At 63.2% G+C, this 18,224-nt stretch carries 14 protein-coding genes, 1 pseudogene and 1 riboswitch; of the genes and pseudogenes, 7 read left to right on the plus strand and 8 right to left on the minus strand.

What is annotated here, in order from left to right; genetic code table 11:
* Nucleotides 1-17: 17 nt before the first annotated feature.
* Both J9889_RS02375 and J9889_RS02380 read right to left on the minus strand, forming a co-directional pair.
* Nucleotides 18-317 (minus strand): hypothetical protein, encoded by a 300-nt coding sequence (locus J9889_RS02375; protein ID WP_010673239.1) that lies wholly within the window; start codon nucleotides 315-317, stop codon nucleotides 18-20.
* 48 nt (nucleotides 318-365) lie between these two features.
* The gene (locus tag J9889_RS02380; protein ID WP_010673238.1) at nucleotides 366-770 is read right to left on the minus strand and encodes an OsmC family protein; all 405 of its coding nucleotides are present in this window, start codon (nucleotides 768-770) and stop codon (nucleotides 366-368) included.
* A gap of 374 nt (nucleotides 771-1,144) precedes the next feature.
* Between J9889_RS02380 and crp the strand changes: the two genes are divergently transcribed.
* Together crp and J9889_RS02390 are read left to right on the plus strand one after the other, a co-directional pair.
* Nucleotides 1,145-1,783 carry a cAMP-activated global transcriptional regulator CRP gene (crp, locus tag J9889_RS02385; protein WP_010673237.1) on the plus strand — a complete coding sequence of 213 codons (639 nt, stop codon included), beginning with the start codon at nucleotides 1,145-1,147 and terminating at the stop codon, nucleotides 1,781-1,783.
* Nucleotides 1,784-1,910: 127 nt separating this feature from the next.
* The gene (locus J9889_RS02390) at nucleotides 1,911-2,711 is read left to right on the plus strand and encodes a putative RNA methyltransferase (protein ID WP_210555921.1); all 801 of its coding nucleotides are present in this window, start codon (nucleotides 1,911-1,913) and stop codon (nucleotides 2,709-2,711) included.
* Between the two features lie 139 nt (nucleotides 2,712-2,850).
* Here J9889_RS02390 and J9889_RS02395 read toward each other — a convergent pair whose 3' ends face one another.
* From J9889_RS02395 to J9889_RS02410, 4 genes are all read right to left on the minus strand, one after another.
* The gene (locus J9889_RS02395) at nucleotides 2,851-5,448 is read right to left on the minus strand and encodes a glycosyl hydrolase family 18 protein (protein ID WP_043152616.1); all 2,598 of its coding nucleotides are present in this window, start codon (nucleotides 5,446-5,448) and stop codon (nucleotides 2,851-2,853) included.
* A gap of 111 nt (nucleotides 5,449-5,559) precedes the next feature.
* A riboswitch (cyclic di-GMP riboswitch) is annotated at nucleotides 5,560-5,646 on the minus strand.
* Nucleotides 5,647-5,847: 201 nt separating this feature from the next.
* On the minus strand, nucleotides 5,848-9,309 hold the full coding sequence (locus J9889_RS02400) for a PAS domain-containing hybrid sensor histidine kinase/response regulator (RefSeq protein ID WP_210555922.1): 3,462 nt from the start codon (nucleotides 9,307-9,309) through the stop codon (nucleotides 5,848-5,850).
* A 63-nt stretch (nucleotides 9,310-9,372) separates the two neighbouring features.
* Nucleotides 9,373-10,515: a 3-phenylpropionate MFS transporter gene (locus J9889_RS02405; protein WP_210555923.1), complete on the minus strand. Its 1,143-nt coding sequence runs from the start codon at nucleotides 10,513-10,515 to the stop codon at nucleotides 9,373-9,375.
* Nucleotides 10,516-10,776: 261 nt separating this feature from the next.
* Nucleotides 10,777-12,870, minus strand: a complete 2,094-nt coding sequence (locus J9889_RS02410) for a TonB-dependent hemoglobin/transferrin/lactoferrin family receptor (RefSeq protein ID WP_210555924.1) — start codon at nucleotides 12,868-12,870, stop codon at nucleotides 10,777-10,779.
* Between the two features lie 196 nt (nucleotides 12,871-13,066).
* Here J9889_RS02410 and J9889_RS02415 point away from each other — a divergent pair.
* From J9889_RS02415 to J9889_RS02425, 3 genes and pseudogenes are all read left to right on the plus strand, one after another.
* Nucleotides 13,067-14,035: pseudogene (locus tag J9889_RS02415) on the plus strand (ChaN family lipoprotein).
* 14 nt (nucleotides 14,036-14,049) lie between these two features.
* Nucleotides 14,050-14,583, plus strand: coding sequence for a cysteine hydrolase family protein (locus J9889_RS02420; RefSeq protein WP_052815191.1), 534 nt, complete (start codon nucleotides 14,050-14,052; stop codon nucleotides 14,581-14,583).
* Between the two features lie 57 nt (nucleotides 14,584-14,640).
* The gene (locus J9889_RS02425; RefSeq protein ID WP_134695477.1) at nucleotides 14,641-15,048 is read left to right on the plus strand and encodes a hypothetical protein; all 408 of its coding nucleotides are present in this window, start codon (nucleotides 14,641-14,643) and stop codon (nucleotides 15,046-15,048) included.
* Nucleotides 15,049-15,114: 66 nt separating this feature from the next.
* On the opposite strand, the gene hutZ is transcribed toward J9889_RS02425, so the two are convergent.
* Complete coding sequence (hutZ, locus tag J9889_RS02430) at nucleotides 15,115-15,672, minus strand: heme utilization protein HutZ (protein WP_210555925.1); 558 nt, start codon at nucleotides 15,670-15,672, stop codon at nucleotides 15,115-15,117.
* Entirely contained in the window at nucleotides 15,669-16,181 is a 513-nt protein-coding gene (gene hutX, locus J9889_RS02435) for a heme utilization cystosolic carrier protein HutX (RefSeq protein WP_210547983.1), read from the minus strand. The genes hutZ and hutX overlap by 4 nt, the downstream gene beginning before the upstream one ends.
* Nucleotides 16,182-16,350: 169 nt before the next feature.
* Here hutX and J9889_RS02440 point away from each other — a divergent pair, with 169 nt between their 5' ends.
* Nucleotides 16,351-17,196, plus strand: coding sequence for an ABC transporter substrate-binding protein (locus J9889_RS02440; protein WP_210555926.1), 846 nt, complete (start codon nucleotides 16,351-16,353; stop codon nucleotides 17,194-17,196).
* On the plus strand, nucleotides 17,193-18,224 hold the full coding sequence (locus J9889_RS02445) for an iron ABC transporter permease (protein ID WP_210555927.1): 1,032 nt from the start codon (nucleotides 17,193-17,195) through the stop codon (nucleotides 18,222-18,224). Before J9889_RS02440 ends, J9889_RS02445 begins: the two co-directional genes overlap by 4 nt.

Raw genomic sequence — 18,224 nt, forward strand, 5'->3', positions numbered from 1 at the left:
CCGTGACGGCATCAGGGTCACTTCAACTCGCAGGTCAGCTGGGTCACACCGCTCTTGACCAGGGTAGCCTGCTTGTCCTGACGGGAGAAGGTAGTCACCCCGTCGGAATAGCTGGCAGTCTCTTTGGGCGACTCGATGCGCCCCAGCTTGTGATAGACACCGGCATAAGGGAACTGCACCATGTCGGCCTGGGCATCATAGGTGATGGCCAGCAACTCTTCCCCGCACTGATACTGGCTGTATTGATACTGGGTCGGCTGCGGCATGCTGCAGGCGGCCAGACCGAACAGGGGAAGCAACATCATCATTTTTTTCATCGCACTTTCCTTATGTCATGGCGTTATCGACGGGACAAACTATAGCGGTCAACCCTCAAGAATTTGATAACTATGGGTAATTTCTACCGCTTTTTCCAACATCAGGGAAACTGAACAATATTTTTCCATGGACAGATCCACCGCACGGGCGACCTGCTTCTCCGCCAGCCCCTTGCCGGTCACCACGAACTTGAGGTGGATCTGCTCAAATACCCGGGGAACGGTATCGGCGCGGGTCCCTTCCAGTTCGACATGGCAGGCGGTCACGGACTGACGAGCCTTCTCCAGGATGGAGACCACATCGATGGAGCTGCAACCGCCGACAGCCAGCAGGATCATCTCCATCGGGCTGGCACCTTCACCCGGGTTGGCGCCATCCAGGGTCACCTGATGACCGGACTCGCTCTCCCCCACAAACTTCATGCCTTCCACCCAGCTGACCTTGGCTTTCATCTCTCACTTTCCTCTCAATGACGACGGTTCTAACGCCCATAGCATACCTCAAGCCGGGGTCGAGTGGCACATGCGCCAGGATCTTGCCCGTTCCCGACGATAAAGCCCCGTTTGTGGCGACAGCAGCCTCTCCTGCGAAACGGACGACGACCCAAAGGGAAATAGATCGAAATCAACATCCGACCTCCTCTTCTTGCCTAGAATGCCCCGGACGACGCAGCAAATGGCGGCTCACCGGTGGACGGCAAAACCCCAAAGCCTTGTCAGCACAGGCAAAGGCTCTTATTCTACTGCGACCAAAGAGTAAGGAATGGCAAGCTTGGCAACTTGCCTGGACGCACAGTCCATAAAAATGACACTACAGAGGAAGTCTCATGATCATTGGCAAACCGCAAAGCGATCCCACCCTTGAGTGGTTCTTGTCGCATTGCCACATTCATAAGTATCCCGCCAAGAGCACCCTGATCCACGCCGGTGAAAAAGCGGAAACCCTCTACTACATCGTCAAGGGCACCGTCGCCGTCCTAATCAAGGATGACGAAGGCAAGGAGATGATCCTCTCCTACCTGAATCAGGGGGATTTCCTGGGCGAGATGGGGATGTTCGAAGAGAACGAGAATCCGGAGCGTTCCGCCTGGGTGCGTGCCAAAGGCGCCTGTGAAGTCGCCGAGATCTCCTACAAGAAGTTCCGTCAGCTGATCCAGGTCAACCCGGACATCCTGATGCGTCTATCCGGTCAAATGGCCAAGCGCCTGCAACACACCAGCCAGAAGGTCGGCAACCTCGCCTTCCTGGACGTGACAGGCCGCATTGCCCAGACCCTGCTCAACCTGGCCAAACAGCCGGATGCCATGACCCACCCGGATGGCATGCAGATCAAGATCACCCGCCAGGAGATAGGCCAGATCGTCGGCTGCTCCCGTGAAACCGTCGGCCGCATCCTCAAGATGTTGGAAGAGCAGGAGCTCATCTCCGCCCACGGCAAGACCATAGTGGTGTTTGGTACCCGCTGACCGGGTTCCGCCGACGGCGCCCGCACAGCGCCGTTGGATAAAAAGGCTGCCCATGGCAGCCTTTTCCGATCCTCTCCCCTATAATCCCGAACGCCCCGCCGTCATGGCCTTCGCCAAGAGAACTTCTATGCACCTTCAATGCCCCCTTTGCCGCAGCCCCCTGCACCTTCATGCCGCCTCCCGCGGGGTCTATTGCGACAACAAGCACCACTTCGATCCCGCACCGGAAGGCTATCTGGACCTCATCCCCGGCAAGAAGAACCCCAAGGACAGTGACAGCCGGGCCCTGCTGCGCGCCAAGCGCCGCTTCCTGGAACAAGGCCACCAGCTGCCTCTGGTGGACGCCATGGCGAACCTGCTCGCTCCTCTTGGCGAGCGCGAGCTTGTCCACCTCGGCTGTGGCGAGGGGTACTACTGCCGCGCCCTGGCTGAGCGGCTGTCCGGCTGGCATGTCGGCGGTTTCGATCTGGCCAAGAATGCCATCTTCGCCGCCAACAAGGCGCAACCGGAAGGCCAGTTCGTCATCGCCGACCCGGCGCGCGCCCCGCTACTGCCTGGCACGGCCCAGGTGCTGCTGGTCAACGACCTCAAGGTCAAGACGGAACTCCTGGTCAGCTGGCTGGCGCCGGGCGGCTATCTGCTCCACGTGCAGCCAGGCCCTCGCCATCAGTGGCAATTGCGCGTCAGCCTCAATCCGGTGAGCATGGAACATCCCCTGAGTTGGCCCGCCCTCACCGGGCTTGTCAGTGTTGCCCAGCAACGCGCCCAGTTCAGTACGGCGCTGGATCAGGGCCTGCGCGAGCACATTCTGGAGACCAGTCGCCTCGGCTGGCGTGCCAGCGGCGAGCAGCGCCACGCCTTCACCCACCAGGGGCCCGACGCCCTCGAGCAGGATCTGCTGCTCAGCCTGTGGCAAAAACCGCTGTAAACCGGTGACAAACCATGAAAAAAGGCCCTGACGGGCCTTTTTGACAAAGCGAGTGCGCCTTTCCCCTGACAGGAAGAGACACCCGACCACGCAGCAAGACAAAAATGGGGCCCTCGGCCCCATTTCTCATCACGGCAGATCAGTTGCAGCTCGCCGCGCCCTGATCGACCCAGACGGCGGCCTTGCCGGGCTCATCGCCCTTGGTCCAGTACTGGGCCTTCCACTTGCGGCCGTTGTGGCTGGTGACATCACCGCCGTTGTAGACCACTCCGGCATCCCAACCCAGTTGCACCTGGCTCACCAGTTTCCACTGATCGGCGGTGCGGCTCGGCTCGTTGCCCTGGGTCCAATACTTGGCCTGCCACACCAGTTGCTTGTGGCTCACCTTGTCATTGGTGTTGTAGACGGTACCAGCACTCCAGGCAGGATGGTTGGCCGCATCCGGATCGCTGGCCTCGCAGCCACCACCTGTACTGGCCGGCTTGACGGTCAGGCGGGTAACGGCTGTGGCATCCAGCGCCCCGTCGGTGACCACCAGGGTCAGATCGTAGGCCGTATCACTGGTCACGTTCGAGCCCGTGACCACCAGGGTCGCGCTGTCCAGACCGGTGGCGCTGAGTCCGGCCGGCACTGTCCACTGATAGCTCAGGGCATCACCATTGGGGTCGGAAGCGGTGGCCTTGATGCTCACCTGCTTGCCGGCCTCGACGGTCGCACTGGCCGGTACGCTGACCACGGGGGGCAGGTTCGGCTGCGGCGCCTTGTTGGTGACCACCACCTGATCCTTGGCCGAGAGCCCCTGATCGTCGGTCACGGTCAGCTCGAACACCAGATTGATGTCGCTGCTGACGGCATCCAGTACCACACGGGCCTTGGCCTGGGTGGCATCCAGCAGGCTGGCCTGGGGTCCGGAGACCTGTTTCCAGCTGTAGGTCAGCGCCCCGTTTTCCGGATCATGGGAGGCGCTGCCGTTGAGGGTCACCTCGGCCGGACCGGTGGCACTCAGATCGCTGCCGGCATTGGCAACCGGCGGCTTGTTGACCGGCGGCAGCGTACCCTCGCCGTGGCCCAGCCCCTCGTGCATGGCGTTGAGGATGTCGCCGTTGTCCGCATCAATTTCCCAGGCGAACAGACCGCCGAGCTGGTTCGCCAGCACGTACTGCCCCTTGGCCTTGACCGAGCGGTCGTTGTCAAAGGTGATGAGGTCGCCACTGCTGGCCTTGAAGACATAGGGGGCCTCGGCCGACTCGTCATAGCCCTGCTCCCAGCCTGCGCCCATGCGGTTGTTGACGATGTCGCGGTAATCCACCACGCCATTTTCCCAGGTACCGCTCACCGGTCCGGTGGCGGTGCCGGTGAAGGGGTTGCCGGCCTGGTAGTTCTTCACTCCGGTCCAGCCACGGCCATACATGGCCGCCCCCACCACTATCTTGCCCGGTGTCACCCCCTGACCCAGCAGCGCCTTGACGCCCTTGTCGGTGGTGTACTTGGTGGCCGGATCCCAGCTGGAGGCAAAGAGGTTGGTCTGGTGGGCCAGATTCGTCAGGTCGAAGGCGCCGCTGAAGTCGTAGCTCATCAGGAAGATGTGGTCCATGTACTGCTGGGCCGCCTGATAATCCACCTTGGCAATCTTGTCACCGCCGGCGCTGATGGCCGAGGTCAGCTCATACTGGCGGCCGGTCTCGGCTTCCAGTTCATCGAGCATGGCTCGCAACTCCTTCATCAGCACCACATAGGTAGCGCCGTCATTCGGGCCGCCCAGGCTGGGGTTGGCCCCCTGTCCGCCCGGGAACTCCCAGTCGATGTCCACGCCGTCGAAGAATTTCCAGGTCTGCAGGAACTCTTTGACCGAGGCGACGAAGGTATCGCGCTTGGTCTTGTCACCCAGGAAATAGAAGGGATCGGAGAGGGTCCATCCGCCGACAGACGGCAGGATCTTGAGGTCCGGGTGGGCCTGTTTGAGGGCCATCAGGTTGCCGAAGTTGCCCTTGTAGGGCTCATCCCAGGCGCTGAGGTTGCCCTGAGACATCTGGATCGCCGCCCAGGGATCATGGATGGAGACCTTGAAGTCTTCGCGGCCCGCACAGGAGCGCTGCAACGCCTCGAAGCTGCCGGAGATCTCTTTGAGGCTGTCGTTGATGCCGTTGCCACCGCAGATGGGGGTGAAGCCGTAGAGGATATGGGTCAGGTTCTGGGCCGGGATCTTGTCCACGGTGAACTTGCGACCATAGACACCCCACTCCACGTAGTAGGCCCCCACCACCTTGCCGGACTTGTTGGCGTAGGGCTTGTTGTTCTCCTTGAGGGGCGCATTGAGCGGCGCCAGGTGGCTGCCGTCGGTATCGGCGACCATCAGCTCCTTCTTGTCGGAAAGGGTGCAGCCATCGGCGTTGCACAGGGCCACCTGCATCTGGTAACGCCCCCCCTTGGTGACCTTGAAGTTGGCGGTACCCGCGGCGGAGGCCGGGCCTGACCACACCTCCTTGCCGTCGAGCAGTACCTTGGCGGTCTGTCCGACGTCACCGGACCAGAGGTTCCAGGTCACGCTGACGGGAGCGCCATCCTTGTGGACGGTCACCAGCTGGTTGTAGGCCGAAGCGGCCTGATTGACTTCAACGATGGCAAACTTGGTGGGGCCGGAGCCAATGGTGGGTTTGCCCGGGGCAGCGGCGAAGGCGGAGGTAGTGCAAAGCCCCCCGACCAGAAGCGCCAGCAGGGAAAGTTTTGGACTTAACATATTTGAACTTCCTTATTTCGTTATTGGAATTAACAACGAAAAAGGCAACGCAACCTGCCAGGTAACGCAGACAACATCGCAACCATGGCTTGGCCCATGGACGATACAACCTGTGGTGGCCCCGCTATCCTAGGTACGCAGACCCTTAGACCGGAAGCTTTGCGTCCCGGACTTTCATCCGGTTTGCCTTTTTGCACAACTTGATTTGCGACAAAAATAATCGCCGAATGACTATAGAGGAGAGTCGCCCGGGTGCCACCTGCCAAAAGTGACACCCAACAAGACTCAATTATCACCAAATCTGGAAAATGGCGACGAAAGAGGCGCAATCATCGGCGATCATGACGTCTGGATGGCATCCAGAAAATGTTCAGCCAATGCTCGATTCTGTGAGACCAGTCACTGAACCGGCATCAGCAGGCTGTTCATCAGGGCGCGCAGCTTGAGAGGTTTGACCGGTTTGCTCACGTAGCCGAAGCCGTGCTCACGGATCTGTGCCTGCAACTCGCTCTTGCGATCCGCACTGATGATGATGCCGCCGATACCGTTGCCGTGGGCCAGCCTGATCATGTGCAGCGCCTGCAACCCTGTCTTGCCGTCATCCAGGTGATAATCCGACAGCACCAGCGCAGGAAGGAAGCCGCCGCCAATGATCTCTTCCGCCTGCTCCTGGCTCTGGGCACAGCGCACCTCGCAGCCCCAGCGTCCCAGCAGGGACGCCATCGCGATGAGGATATCCTCCTCGTTGTCGATGCAAAGGATCCTGACCCCTTCCAGCTGACTGTCTCGCAAGGCCGGGGTCGTCACCTGGCTGGGGATGACGGGCCGGGTCGCGAGGTTCAGGGTGATGGCAAAGACGGACCCCGCTCCGGGCCAGCTGCGCAGGGAGAGCTGATGACCCAGCACCTGCGAAATGCCGCGGGCGATGGCGAGCCCGAGGCCAAGTCCCTGCTCCCTGGCGGTGCGGGAGTGATCGAGGCGGGAAAACTCGTCGAAGATCGCCTCCTGCTTGCCCTCCGGGATGCCGGGGCCGTTGTCCCACACCTCGATGCGCACCTTATCCCCCATGCGGCGACAGCCGAGCAGCACCCGACCGCCGGGGTTGTAGCGAAATGCGTTGGTGAGGAAGTTCTGCAACACCCGCCGCAGCAAGCGCACATCGCTGTAGACCGCAAGGCGGCTCTCCACCACGGAGAACTGGATCCCACCGGCCTGGGCCAGCACGCCGAATTCCGCCTTGAGATTGTCCAGTACATCGCTCAGGGCGAAATCGAGCTTCTTCGCCTTGAACTTGCCCGCCTCGAGGCGCGAGATGTCCAGCAGATCCGTGATGAGATCCTCGGTCGCCCCCAGGGCGTCGTCGATGTGACGAGCGATGCGAGCCGGTTCGTCCTCCGGGGGCAGCATCTCCAGCAAGGAGGAGGTAAAGAGCTTGGCCGCGTTCAGCGGCTGGGTCAGGTCGTGGCTCACCGCCGCAAGGAACCGGCTCTTGGACTGGTTGGCCCTCTCCACCTGCTGGTTTACCAGCAGCAGTTGGCGGTTGAGTTCGGAGAGCTCGTGGGTGCGCTCGGCCACCCGCGCCTCCAGGTGCTCGTTCGCTTCCCGCAGCACCCGCTCCGCCGCCCTGAACGGGGTGATATCGGTGAAGGTCATGACAAAGCCCCCCGCAGGCATGGGGTTGCCCTGCATCTCGATGACCCGGCCATCGGGACGCTCCCGCGCCGAGACATGGGGGCTGCCACGCTTCATGAAGGCAACCCGCCGCGCCACCTGGGCCTCGATGTCTCCCTGGCCGCACAGCCCCTGTCCGGCGTTGTAGCGGATGATCTCCTCGATGGAACGGCCCACCTGAATGAGACCGGGGGGATAGGAGAACAGCTCGATGTAGCGTCGGTTCCAGGCCACCAGCCTGAGCTCCCTGTCCACCACGGAGATCCCCTGCCCCATGTGTTCGATTGCCCCCTGCAACAGGCCGCGGTTGAAGCGGAACATGTCGGAGGCCTCGTCCACTATGGTGGCGATCTCCTCGAGCTGCATGTTGCGTCCCTGCAGGGCGGAGGCCAGCACCAGGCGGGCGGACGAGGTACCGAACACCCCGGCCAGCAGTCGCTCCGTGTGAGCGATGAGCTCGGCGGAGGCCTGCATCTGGGGCGCCAGGGTGCCTCCCCGCTCGCCGGCGAAGCGGCCGAAGGCGCGCTTGACCCGACTGGAACCGACGAAGCGGGCTGCCAGCATCTCCAGCTCCTTCACCGAGACCCGCGCATGATAGAGCGCCGAGGTATCCCGGCTCGTCTTGCCGACGAAGTTGGCGGCCTGCAGCCGCTCGCTCACCGCCGCCCGAGACAGCAGGGAGCCCGCCACATAGCCGACCAGGTTGAGCAGAAGACTCAGGAAGAGGCACCAGGCCCCCAGGCTCAGATCCCGCACCGCCGGCCAGTCCGGCGGCGCCAGCAGGGCTTCGAGAGGGGAGCCAGCCAGCAGTCCGCTCTCCGCCAGCAGGGTCACGAACCAGAGGCTGACCCCGAGGGCGAGCCCGAGATAGACCCCCTTGCGATTGCCATGACGCCAGTACAGGCCGAGCAGCAGGGCCGGTGCGAACTGAGCCACGGCCCCGAACGAAAGATAACCGATGCGCGACAGACTGGTGAGATCCCCGAGCCAGAGATAGAGCGCCCAGGCCGCCAGCAAAATCAGCAAGATGGCGCCCCGACGCACCTGCAGCAGCAACCGCATCAGGCGCTCGTCCCGCCCCTGTTGCCAGACCCGGCGCAGCAGGACCGGCAACACCAGATCGTTGCTCACCATGATGGCCAGGGCGATGGTGCAGACGATCACCATGCCGGTGGCCGCCGAGGTACCGCCGAGAAATGCCAGCATCGCCATGCCGTCGAATCCGAGGGACATGGGGAGGCTTATCACATAGGTATCCGAGGCCATGTCTGCCCCGACCCACTGCTTGCCTGCCAGCGCCAGCGGCCAGATGAAGAGCCCCATCAGGAAGAGATAGAGGGGGAAGATCCAGCGGGCCCAGTGCAAATCCTGCCCCTGGTTGTTCTCCACCACGGTCACGTGAAACTGGCGCGGCAGGCAGATGACGGCGCACATGGCGATCAGGGTGTAGATGGCGAGCTCCAGCAGGCCGCCCGGCGTCACCGCCACCACCGCATCGAGGAAGTCGCCCGCCACCAGGGTACGCGCCTCGCTCGGTCTGGCGATGATGAGCCAGAGCGCAAAGCCCCCCACCGCCATGAAGGCGAGCAGCTTGACCACGGACTCGAAGGCGATGGCCACCACCATGCCCCTGTGGTGCTCGGTGGCATCCAGGTTGCGGGTGCCGAACAGAATGCTGAACAGGGCCAGCAGCAGGGTGACACCCAGCGCCAGCTCCGCCATGTTGCTGGTGGGGCTGACCCCCGTGCTGTTGGCCATCAGCAGATCGAGCCCGGTGACGATCGCCTTGAGCTGCAGCACCAGGTAGGGAAGTATCCCCATGACGGCGATGAGGCTGATCACCATGGCCAGGCGCTGGGACTTGCCATAACGAGCGGCGATGAAATCGGCGATGGAGGTGATGTGCTCGCGCTTGGCCACCAGGATGAGGCGGGCCAGCAGGCGCCAGCCAAACAGGAACACCAGCATGGGGCCCAGGTAGATGGGCACTGGCGACCAGGGGGATTCGCTGGCCTGGCCCACGGTGCCGAAGAAGGTCCAGGAGGTGCAATAGACCGCCAGCGACAGGCTGTAGAGCAGAGGCTGCCCCTTGGGGCGACGGCGCTTGTTCTTGTCCGCCACATAGGCGATGAGGAACAGCAAGCCCAGATAGGCGAGCGACAACCCGATCAGCAGCCATCCTTGGTGCATCTCTCTACTTCCCTTGTCCAGATAAGTCGGAGGCCTGCCGCGCCAGAGACCGGCAGACCTGTGTCATCGGCCCTGTTCAGGGCTCTCTTCGCGCAGCCGCAACACGAAGACCGGCAGCACTACCAGCACCATGATAAAGAAGATGCCGCCTCCCAGCGGCTCGAACACCACGCCGCAGATCGCCATCAGGGCCGCCACCGTCATGCCAAGACCCAGGGCCGCATAGAGCGCCTGGGTGGGGATCTGCTGCTCCGCGGGCAACTGGCGGGTCATGAAGCGGATGGCGCCGAGGTGACTGACGCAGAAGGTGACCCCGTGCAGCAGTTGGCCGAGCACCAGCACCGCCAGGTCGGTAGAACTGCCGAGCAGCACCCAGCGCACCACACAGCCAAGGGCCCCCACCAGAAACAGGGTCTGGGCGCCAAAGCGCTGGAGGAAGCGCTTGTCCGCGGCGAACATGGCGATCTCCGCCACCACTCCCAGAGCCCAGAGATACCCGATCAGGGTGCCGCTGTAGCCGGCGCTCTTCCAGTAGATGGCGCTGAAACCGTAGTAGGCCGCGTGGCTCCCCTGCAGCAGGGCGGTGATGAGCAGGAAGCGGCGCACCGGGGCCGACCTGAGCGTGACGAGCAGCGAGGCCTTGGCACGCTCCCCTTGCAGCTCCCGGGGGGCGGGTCGCAGCGGCAGCAGGCTGAGCCCCAGCATGATCAGCAGCCCGGCCACCATGGTGTGCAGCACCCAGTCGCTGCCAAAGTTGCCCACCAGGGCCCCCACCAGGGTGGAGGCGACGATAAAAGCAAAGGAGCCGCACAGCCGCACCTTGCCGTAGTCGAGGTGGGTCTGAACCACCATACGGGTGGCAAGCGCCTCTCCCATGGGCATCAGGGTCGGGTAGATGAAGTTGGCCGCCAGGGTCAGCACCACCAGCCACCAGAGGTTGTGGCCCAGATAGAAACCGAGGAAGGCCAGCAGACTCAGCAGACAGAGCAGCCGGGTGACGGGCAGCAACTGGCCGGCACCCTTGACTCGCCCCATCACCATCAGGTTGCCGGCAAAACGGATGGCCATGCCCACCCCCAGCAACAGCCCTATCTGTTCAGTACTCACCCCGATGCCTTCCAGCCAGAGCGACCAGAACGGCAGGTAGGCGCCATAAACGAAGTAGAAGGCACCAAAAAACAGGGCTAACCAGGAGAACGCGGACATAGAGGCTCGGGCTGCATGACAAGGGGCACAAATGATAACCGATTTCGGGGCGGGGATCCCCAGGCGGCATGACAGATAAAAACCATAATTATCAATAAAGTTGAACCTTTGTCACATCCCCCTGTCTATTGGGTAACACCGCTTCCTGATGAGTGTTGCAATCCTTCCACCCGCCCCTGGCGGGTTTCTTTTTTGCAGACGCCGACCTTCATGACAAAAGGGGCCCGAGGGCCCCTTTTCCTTCATGCTGGTCGACGACCATCAGAACACGTACTTGACCCGTGCACTGAGGTTGCGGCCAGGCTCGGTCTGCTTGCTGGTATCTGCGGTGGCGGCAAGGCCGGTGATGCTCTCGTAGCTCACGTACTCCTTGTCAAACAGGTTGAACACCCCCACGTTGAGCTGCAGGTCCTGCACCGGCTTGAACTGGGCATAGAGATCCACCACGCCCCAGCCTGCGCTCTTGATGTTGTCGTTGCCTCGCGCATCCTTGCCCACCTTGTCCATGTCGTCGGCAAAGCGCAATGCGGTGTTGATGTTCCAGTTCGGCTGCTCCAGACGCACCCCGACGCTGCCGTTCAGGGGGCTCAGGCTGTTGATGTAGTTGCCCTCGCCATCCTTGCCCTCGATGTAGGCCAGGTTGCCCCAGACGTTGACCAGCTCGTTCAACCAGTAGTCCGCCTTGGCCTCGGCCCCCTTGGTGGTCGCCTTGTCCAGGTTCTGGTACTGATAGAGGGCGGTACGGCCTTCGGTGCCCACGGCCGTCAGTTCGATGAAGTCATCGAACTTGTTGTAGAAGGTGGCCACTTCATAGCTGAACCCGCCACGGCTGCCGCGCACCCCCAGATCGATGCCGTCGCTGCTCTCTGGCTTGAGGTTCGGGTTGGGCTCGATGCGATAGCCATACGCCTGGTGGTTCAGGGTGGAGAAGGCGTTGTCATACATGGGCACCTTGAAGCCGTGGCTGTACTGGGCGAACAGGTTCGCTGCCTCGTGCGCCTTGAACACCAGCCCCAGCTTGGGAGAGAACTCCCCTTCGGAGATCTTCTTCATGTTCTCGCCGGTGTAGGCGGGATCCTCGTCCGGGGTCATCTTGTAGTAGTCATAACGCACGCCCGGGGTCAGCACCCAACGCTCGCCGAACTTGATCTCGTCAAAGGCCCAGAGCGCACTGCGCTCGCTGGTGGTGGAGGGGAAGCTCAGCTCGTTGTAGCCGACGAAGTCACCCGGAACGGTCGGCCCCTTGAAGCGGGTGCGCTCGTTGTCGGTGTGCTCGTATTCCAGGCCCCAGGCCAGACGCTGGCTGGCGAGCGCCTTGTTGAACTTCACCTGGGCGCCCAGGCTCTCCTGCTCGAAACCGTTGTGATCCAGGGAGTTCTTGGTCACATAGGGGTTGCCCGGTATGACCGGATACTTGGACGAAGCGTACTGATCCAGGGTCTGCTTGGCGCGGCTGTAGTAGATCTTGCTGTCCACGCGATCCGCCCAGGGGGCGTTCAGGGCAAGGCCATGATCCAGTACCAGGGAGAGGTTGTCGGTCTCCTTGTCGGTAATGGGCTGGTTGAAGACGGAGCCCGCCTTGGTCAGATCGATGGCATCCGGATCCTGCCCCTCGGTGAAGTAATCCACCGTCAGTTTCAGGAACTGATCATCGGAGAGATTCCACTTGCTCTTGAACAGCACGGCCTGGCTGACGATGTCGAACTCGTTCTTGTCGCCGTCATAATTCTGGGTGACACCGCCATCGCGCCAGGTGTAGCGCAGCAGGTTCTCGACTTCCCCGGTGCGCAGCGCCCCCGTGATGCCGGCCATTCTCTGGTGGCTGCTGGAGGCATAACCCGTGGTCGCATCCAGATAGCTGTCGCGGCCCTTGAGGAAGTCGCCAGCATCCTTGGTGGTGATGGCAATGACGCCTCCCAGAGCATCGGAACCGTAAGCGGCGGAGGCCGGCCCTTTGGCCACTTCCACCTGCTTGATCATGTCGGTGTCGAAGTAGGTCTGACCCACGCCGCCATTCTTGTAGGCATCGTTCTGGCGCACACCGTCCTGCACCACCTTGACCCGGTTTTCGCTCATGCCGCGAATGGTGAAGGTCTGGGCATCTCCTGCGCCTCCCTGCACGCTCACCCCGGGCTCATAGCGGAACAGATCGGCGACGTTGCTGACGACCTGCTCTTCAATCTGCTCCGAGGTAATGACGGCGATGGGACCGGAAACATCTTCCAGCTTCTGTTCCATCCGGGAGCCGCTGACGACCATGACTTCATCGGCTTTCTTGTCTGCGGCGAAAGCGGGGGAGATCAGCCCTGCCGCCACGGCGAGGGCTATCAGGGAGGGGGTGTTGTTGTGCGCCACTGCAAAGTCCTTATTGGGAATTATTATCAAGCGGAAGGCATATTACCCCGCCAGAGACAAAGAACAATAATAAAGTAAATCATTCTCATTTCACTTTATCGTCATTCCCCCTTACACTGGCGCCACTTTTTCGCTCGCCATGCCGCCATCCCATGGTGCAGCCTTTTCCCATCCCCTGTTTCGTGAGTGAGTAACCATGATCCGACGACTCCCCCTGCTCGCCCTGCCCCTGCTGCTGGCCGCCTGCGCCACCACGTCGCAGAACACCCCACCCGAGACCCTCTATGACGCACGGCTCGATACGGCCCAGGGGCAGGCGTTGACCCTCGAGCAGGCGGTGGCGCGGGTGGCGGATGCCGACATCGTGCTGGTGGGGTAGCTTCACACTCACCCGGCCATCCATCTGTTGCAGGCCCGTCTGCTGGCAGGGCTTGACGAGATGTCGCAAGCCGATGGCCGGGCCCTGGTGCTCTCCATGGAGCAGTTCAGCCGCGCCGATCAGCCGGTGCTGGATGCCTACCTGGCCGGACGCATCGGCGAATCGGCCCTCATTCGAGATGGCCATGCCTGGCCCAACTACCAGAGTGATTACCGCCCTCTGGTGGAGTTCGCCAAGGCGCAGCACCTGCCAGTGATTGCCGCCAATGCCCCCAAACCTCTGGTGAGCTGCGTCGGTCAGGAGGGACCGGCCTGGCTCGACAAACTGCCGGCCAATCGCCGCAGCCAGCTTGCCCGCGAGCTGACTCTGGGGGATGACGGCTACCGCCAGAAGTTCATGGCCTCCATGCACCATGGGGATGCGGACGGCAACGCCCGTCGCTTCGCCGCCCAGACCAGCTGGGACGACACCATGGCCGAAAGCATGGTGGATTATCTGGGCAAGCATCCCGGCAGGCGCATCATGCATATCGCAGGCAACTTCCACGTGGAAGGGGGGCTCGGGATCGCCAGTCGCATCGCCAGCCGCAATCCGGCACTCAAGGTGGCACTCATCGTGCCGCAAACCGGTGACGAGACAGCCCCCGGGAGAGACGCCGATGTCAGGGTCCACATCGCTCCCCTGCCGGAACGCTGGCTAAATGCAAAGGAAATGAAGCAAGATATGGGCGCACTGCATCAATCCCGAAGCCGTGACTGCAGCCAATGGTTGCAACCCTCAAAATAGCCCAAGGATTTCATATGGATGTGTTACTCGTCATCGACATGCAACAGGGGTTGTTCGATAACCCCCGCCATCAGGATGCCCAGGTCATCGCCAACATCAATCGTCTGGCCGATCGCGTGCGGGGCCAACACGGACGGGTCATCTATGTGCAACACGACGAACCGGGTTCCGAGCTGGAACCTGGCAGTGCGGGCTGGCAACTGCACGCCGATCTGGCCCCGTCTCCCCACGACAGCCGGGTGCGCAAGACCGCCTGTGACAGCTTCCTCGACACCGAGCTCGGCTTCCTGCTGGCAGAGCAGTCGGTAGACAGACTGCTCATCTGCGGCTGTGCCACCGACTTTTGCGTCGATACCACGTTGCGCAGCGCCGCCGCCAGGGGCTTTGACGCCTTTGCGGTGACCGACGCCCATACCACGGCGGACAGGCCGCACCTGAGTGCGGAGCAGATCATCCAGCACCACCACTTCATGTGGCGGCATCTGAGCCTGCCTCAAGGCAGAAGCGTGACCCTGCTCACGACGGATGAGCTGCTGGCCACCATTTAACCCGAGCGGGCGTGATAAGCTGCCCGCCCTGAAGCGATCACCTGATTGGAGTCTTGTGTGCGTCAACTCTCTGCCGTTGCCCTGCTGCTGTCGTTACCGGCGATCACCGCCTGCTCCGGTCTGCCGGGGATAGCGCCCGATGGCCCGGCCCCCCTGTTCCACACCCACATCAACGAGGAGGGGAGCAAGCGCTTCACCTTCGAGGCCGCGCCCCTAGACGCCCTGCCGGGCCGCTTGCAGGAGGACGATGACAGTCGCCTGACCCGCCGCAGCAAGAGCCTGCTGGAGCGCCGGGAGGCGCTGCAGGACGATCAGCTGACCCAGATGCTGGCGACGAACAAGTATTGCCGCAGTGGCTACATCGTCCTCAGCCAGACCTCCTGGAAGATCCGGGGAGAATGCAACGAGACCGCCTCCCAGGCCGATCGCGATGCCTTCCCCAACCAGGCCTCCTGGCAGGAGTGACCTGGGCGTGCAGACAACAAAACGGGCAGCCTGGGCTGCCCGTTTTTCATGCCAGACTCGTGTCCGTCAGACAGGTTCGTCCGCCGGGCTGGTCAGCTCGGCGCCGTTGTCGATGCGCTTGTGCCCCTCCACCAGATGGACGAAGTCCACCAGCTCGTCGCCGGAGACGCGGAACGCCTGGCCGAAGCCCTTGACGAAGAGTCCCTGCTCGGGCTTGAGGCGAAACAACACGAAGTCCTTGAGGTTGGAAAGCCCCCTGACTATCTCGCCGAAGCGCCCTTCCAGCGCCGAAACGGCCTGCTCCCAGCGCACGTCGTCCCGGGACACCACCTCGGCCACCGCATCGAAAGTGAGGCGCTTGCGGGCAAACAGCTCGCGGGCGCCGCTCTCGTCCTCGATCAGCATCAGAGAGACCCTGGGCACCTGTTGCAGGTTGCGGGCGTGGCGGGCGATCTCGGAGATAAGCACATAGTAGCCATCCTCCTGCAGCACGAAGGGGGCATAGCTGGCATTGGGGTTGCCTTCGCCATCCACGGTCGCCAGCTGCAGGGTGCGGCAACCGTCGCGGAATTCGCGGATCTCCGGTTGCAGGCGATTTTGCAGACGATCCTGACGTTCACTCATGCTTTCACTTCCTCTTGATACTGGTGGCGCAGGGCCATGAAACGCTCTACTTGATCAGGCAGCAGCTGGCGCTGCTCGTCGCGGCCCAGGTAGATCTTGAAAATGCAGCGACCGCTGTGGCCGAAGAACTGGAAGGAGTGCCCCTCCTTGCCCATGAACAGCTTGCTGACCAGGGCGATACCCACCACGTTGTCGAGCCTGAGGTGACCGTGCATCTCGCCGTCCCGTCCCATCAGGTTGTAGTAGCCGCGTGCCGTCTTGCCCTTGGGGAAGGGGGCTTTCACCTCGAAGATGGAGCCGTCGGACTCGACGATGGTGGTCACCGGGCCCCAGCCGGCCAGATCCGCCAGCAGGGCTTCGGCCTGATCGCTCGGCACCTGGGTCATCAAGTCGGCGGGCAGGTGGCGCACCACCTCCCACTCGCTGACGGCCAGCTGGGTGGCGATGCTGGACGGATGGGCGCTGGGGTCCTGCTCCAGCAGTGTCTGAATGCGTTGTGCAATGCTCATCGGTTCTCCCCCTGGATGATCTGCAATGGTGCTCGATGTCGCGGCGGATACTGTAATGAAGCGACCCACTTAACGCAATTGATAATCGATTTCATTCTCAGTGCATTTTTCTCGCGGGCTTGATATTCTCGGCGGCAATCCCACTCTCACTCACTCCTCGGAGGTTCGCATGGGCCGTCGTTTTGCCCTCGCTCTCAGCCTGTTAGGCTGCGCCCTTTCCCTCTCTTCCCTGCCCGCCGCGGCGAAGGAGCGTATCGTCAGCATAGGCCCGGCCACCACGGAACTCATCCTGGCGCTGGGGGGCCAGCAGAGCCTCATCGCCACCGACATCAGCAGCCCGGAGCCGAAAAACCTGCCGCGGGTCGGCTACCACCGCGCCCTGGCCGCCGAGGGGATCCTGAGCCTGGCCCCGACCCGGCTGATCGGCAGTGACGAGATGGGGCCGCCGCCCGCCCTGGCACAGCTTCGCCGGGCCGGGGTCGCGGTGGACGTGCTGCCCACCGCCCCCACCCTCGCCAACCTCGACGAGCGCATCGACACCCTGGCCGCCCTGCTCAAGGATCCGGCCGCCGGCGCGCGCCTGAAGGCGGAGATCCGGGCCCAGAGCGATGCCCTGGCCACCCAGGCAAAGCAGAACAAGCCGCTCAAGGTGCTCTTCCTGCTGCTGCACAAGGGGCAACCCACCAGCGTCGCCGGTGGCAACACCACCGCCAGCGCTCTCATCACCCTGGCCGGTGGCGTCAACCCGGTGGCCCGGCTGCACGACTACAAACCCGTTTCCACCGAATCCCTCATCGAGCTGCAGCCGGATCTGGTGCTGGTGAGCGGGCGCGACTGGCAGCAGTATCAGGATCCCGCCTCCGTGCTGGGCCAGGTGCCGGCACTGGAAGCCACCCCCGCCGGCAAGCGCGGGGCCATCCACGCCATCGACGGCCACGCCCTGCAGGGGGGCCTGAGCCTTCGTTCCCTGCAGCAGGCGAACCAGATCGCCCAGTGGATCAAGCAAGGATCATGATGCGCCTGCCACTGCCCTGGCTGCTGGCCCTCACCGGCGGTGCGCTGGCACTGCTGCTGGTCGGCTCCCTGGCGACCGGCCCCATGTCCCTGTCGTTTGGCGAAAGCCTGCGCGCCCTGTTCGCCGGGCAGGAGAGCGGGATGGAGGCCCACAAGCTCCTCGTCGTGAAAGAGATCCGCCTGCCCCGCACCCTGCTCTGCATCGCGGTGGGGGGCATCCTCGGCCTCTGCGGCGCCGTGATGCAGGGGCTGTTTCGCAACCCCCTGGCCGATCCCGGCATCATCGGCGTCTCCGGCGGCGCGGCGCTCGGCGCCGCCCTGGCCATCGTGCTGCTGGCTCCCCTGGGACAGCAGCTGCAGGCGTTGCTCGGCCTCGGCCTGCTGCCCCTGCTCGCCTTCCTCGGCGGGGCGCTGACCACCACCCTCGTCTATCTGCTCGGCACCCGGGAGGGAGGCACCTCGGTCACCGTCATGCTGCTGGCCGGCGTCGCCATCACGGCGCTCTCCGGCGCCGTGATCGGCCTGCTCACCTATCTCGCCGACGATCAGATGCTGCGCAACCTGAGCCTGTGGCAGATGGGATCGCTGGCAGCAGGCAAGCCGGTGGACGTGGCTCTGGCGCTGCTGACCCTGGCAACCCTGCTGCTGCTGTTCGCGCGCGATGCCAACCCCCTCAACGCCCTGCTGCTGGGCGAGGGGGAGGCTCGCCACCTGGGGGTGAACGTGCAGGCCCTCAAGCGGCGGCTCATCCTGCTCACCGCCGCCGGAGTCGGCGTGGCGGTGGCGGTGGCGGGCATGATCGGCTTCGTCGGCCTGGTGGTGCCCCATCTGGCGCGGCTGCTGGCCGGCCCCAACCACGTCCGGCTGCTGCCGCTCTCCGCCTTGCTCGGGGCAGCCCTGCTGCTGGGCGCCGACATGCTGGCCCGCACCCTGCTGGCGCCGGCCGAGATGCCGGTCGGCATCATCACCGCCCTGATGGGGGCTCCCTTCTTCATCTGGCTCTTGGTCAAGAGCCGCCGGCCCCTGTAA

The sequence above is a fragment of the Aeromonas sp. PrichA-15 genome, assembly GCF_017939245.1.
GTDB classification, from domain to species: domain Bacteria; phylum Pseudomonadota; class Gammaproteobacteria; order Enterobacterales; family Aeromonadaceae; genus Aeromonas; species Aeromonas caviae.

What these genes read in the sequence shown, in the direction of transcription:
- J9889_RS02405 (WP_210555923.1), bottom strand. Translation starts at nt 10,515, where the DNA reads ATGTCCGCGTTCTCCTGGTTAGCCCTGTTTTTTGGTGCCTTCTACTTC.
- J9889_RS02380 (WP_010673238.1), bottom strand. Translation starts at nt 770, where the DNA reads ATGAAAGCCAAGGTCAGCTGGGTGGAAGGCATGAAGTTTGTGGGGGAG.
- crp (WP_010673237.1), top strand. Translation starts at nt 1,145, where the DNA reads ATGATCATTGGCAAACCGCAAAGCGATCCCACCCTTGAGTGGTTCTTG.
- hutX (WP_210547983.1), bottom strand. Translation starts at nt 16,181, where the DNA reads ATGAGCATTGCACAACGCATTCAGACACTGCTGGAGCAGGACCCCAGC.
- J9889_RS02395 (WP_043152616.1), bottom strand. Translation starts at nt 5,448, where the DNA reads ATGTTAAGTCCAAAACTTTCCCTGCTGGCGCTTCTGGTCGGGGGGCTT.
- J9889_RS02375 (WP_010673239.1), bottom strand. Translation starts at nt 317, where the DNA reads ATGAAAAAAATGATGATGTTGCTTCCCCTGTTCGGTCTGGCCGCCTGC.
- J9889_RS02440 (WP_210555926.1), top strand. Translation starts at nt 16,351, where the DNA reads ATGGGCCGTCGTTTTGCCCTCGCTCTCAGCCTGTTAGGCTGCGCCCTT.
- hutZ (WP_210555925.1), bottom strand. Translation starts at nt 15,672, where the DNA reads ATGAGTGAACGTCAGGATCGTCTGCAAAATCGCCTGCAACCGGAGATC.
- J9889_RS02445 (WP_210555927.1), top strand. Translation starts at nt 17,193, where the DNA reads ATGATGCGCCTGCCACTGCCCTGGCTGCTGGCCCTCACCGGCGGTGCG.
- J9889_RS02400 (WP_210555922.1), bottom strand. Translation starts at nt 9,309, where the DNA reads ATGCACCAAGGATGGCTGCTGATCGGGTTGTCGCTCGCCTATCTGGGC.
- J9889_RS02420 (WP_052815191.1), top strand. Translation starts at nt 14,050, where the DNA reads ATGGATGTGTTACTCGTCATCGACATGCAACAGGGGTTGTTCGATAAC.
- J9889_RS02390 (WP_210555921.1), top strand. Translation starts at nt 1,911, where the DNA reads ATGCACCTTCAATGCCCCCTTTGCCGCAGCCCCCTGCACCTTCATGCC.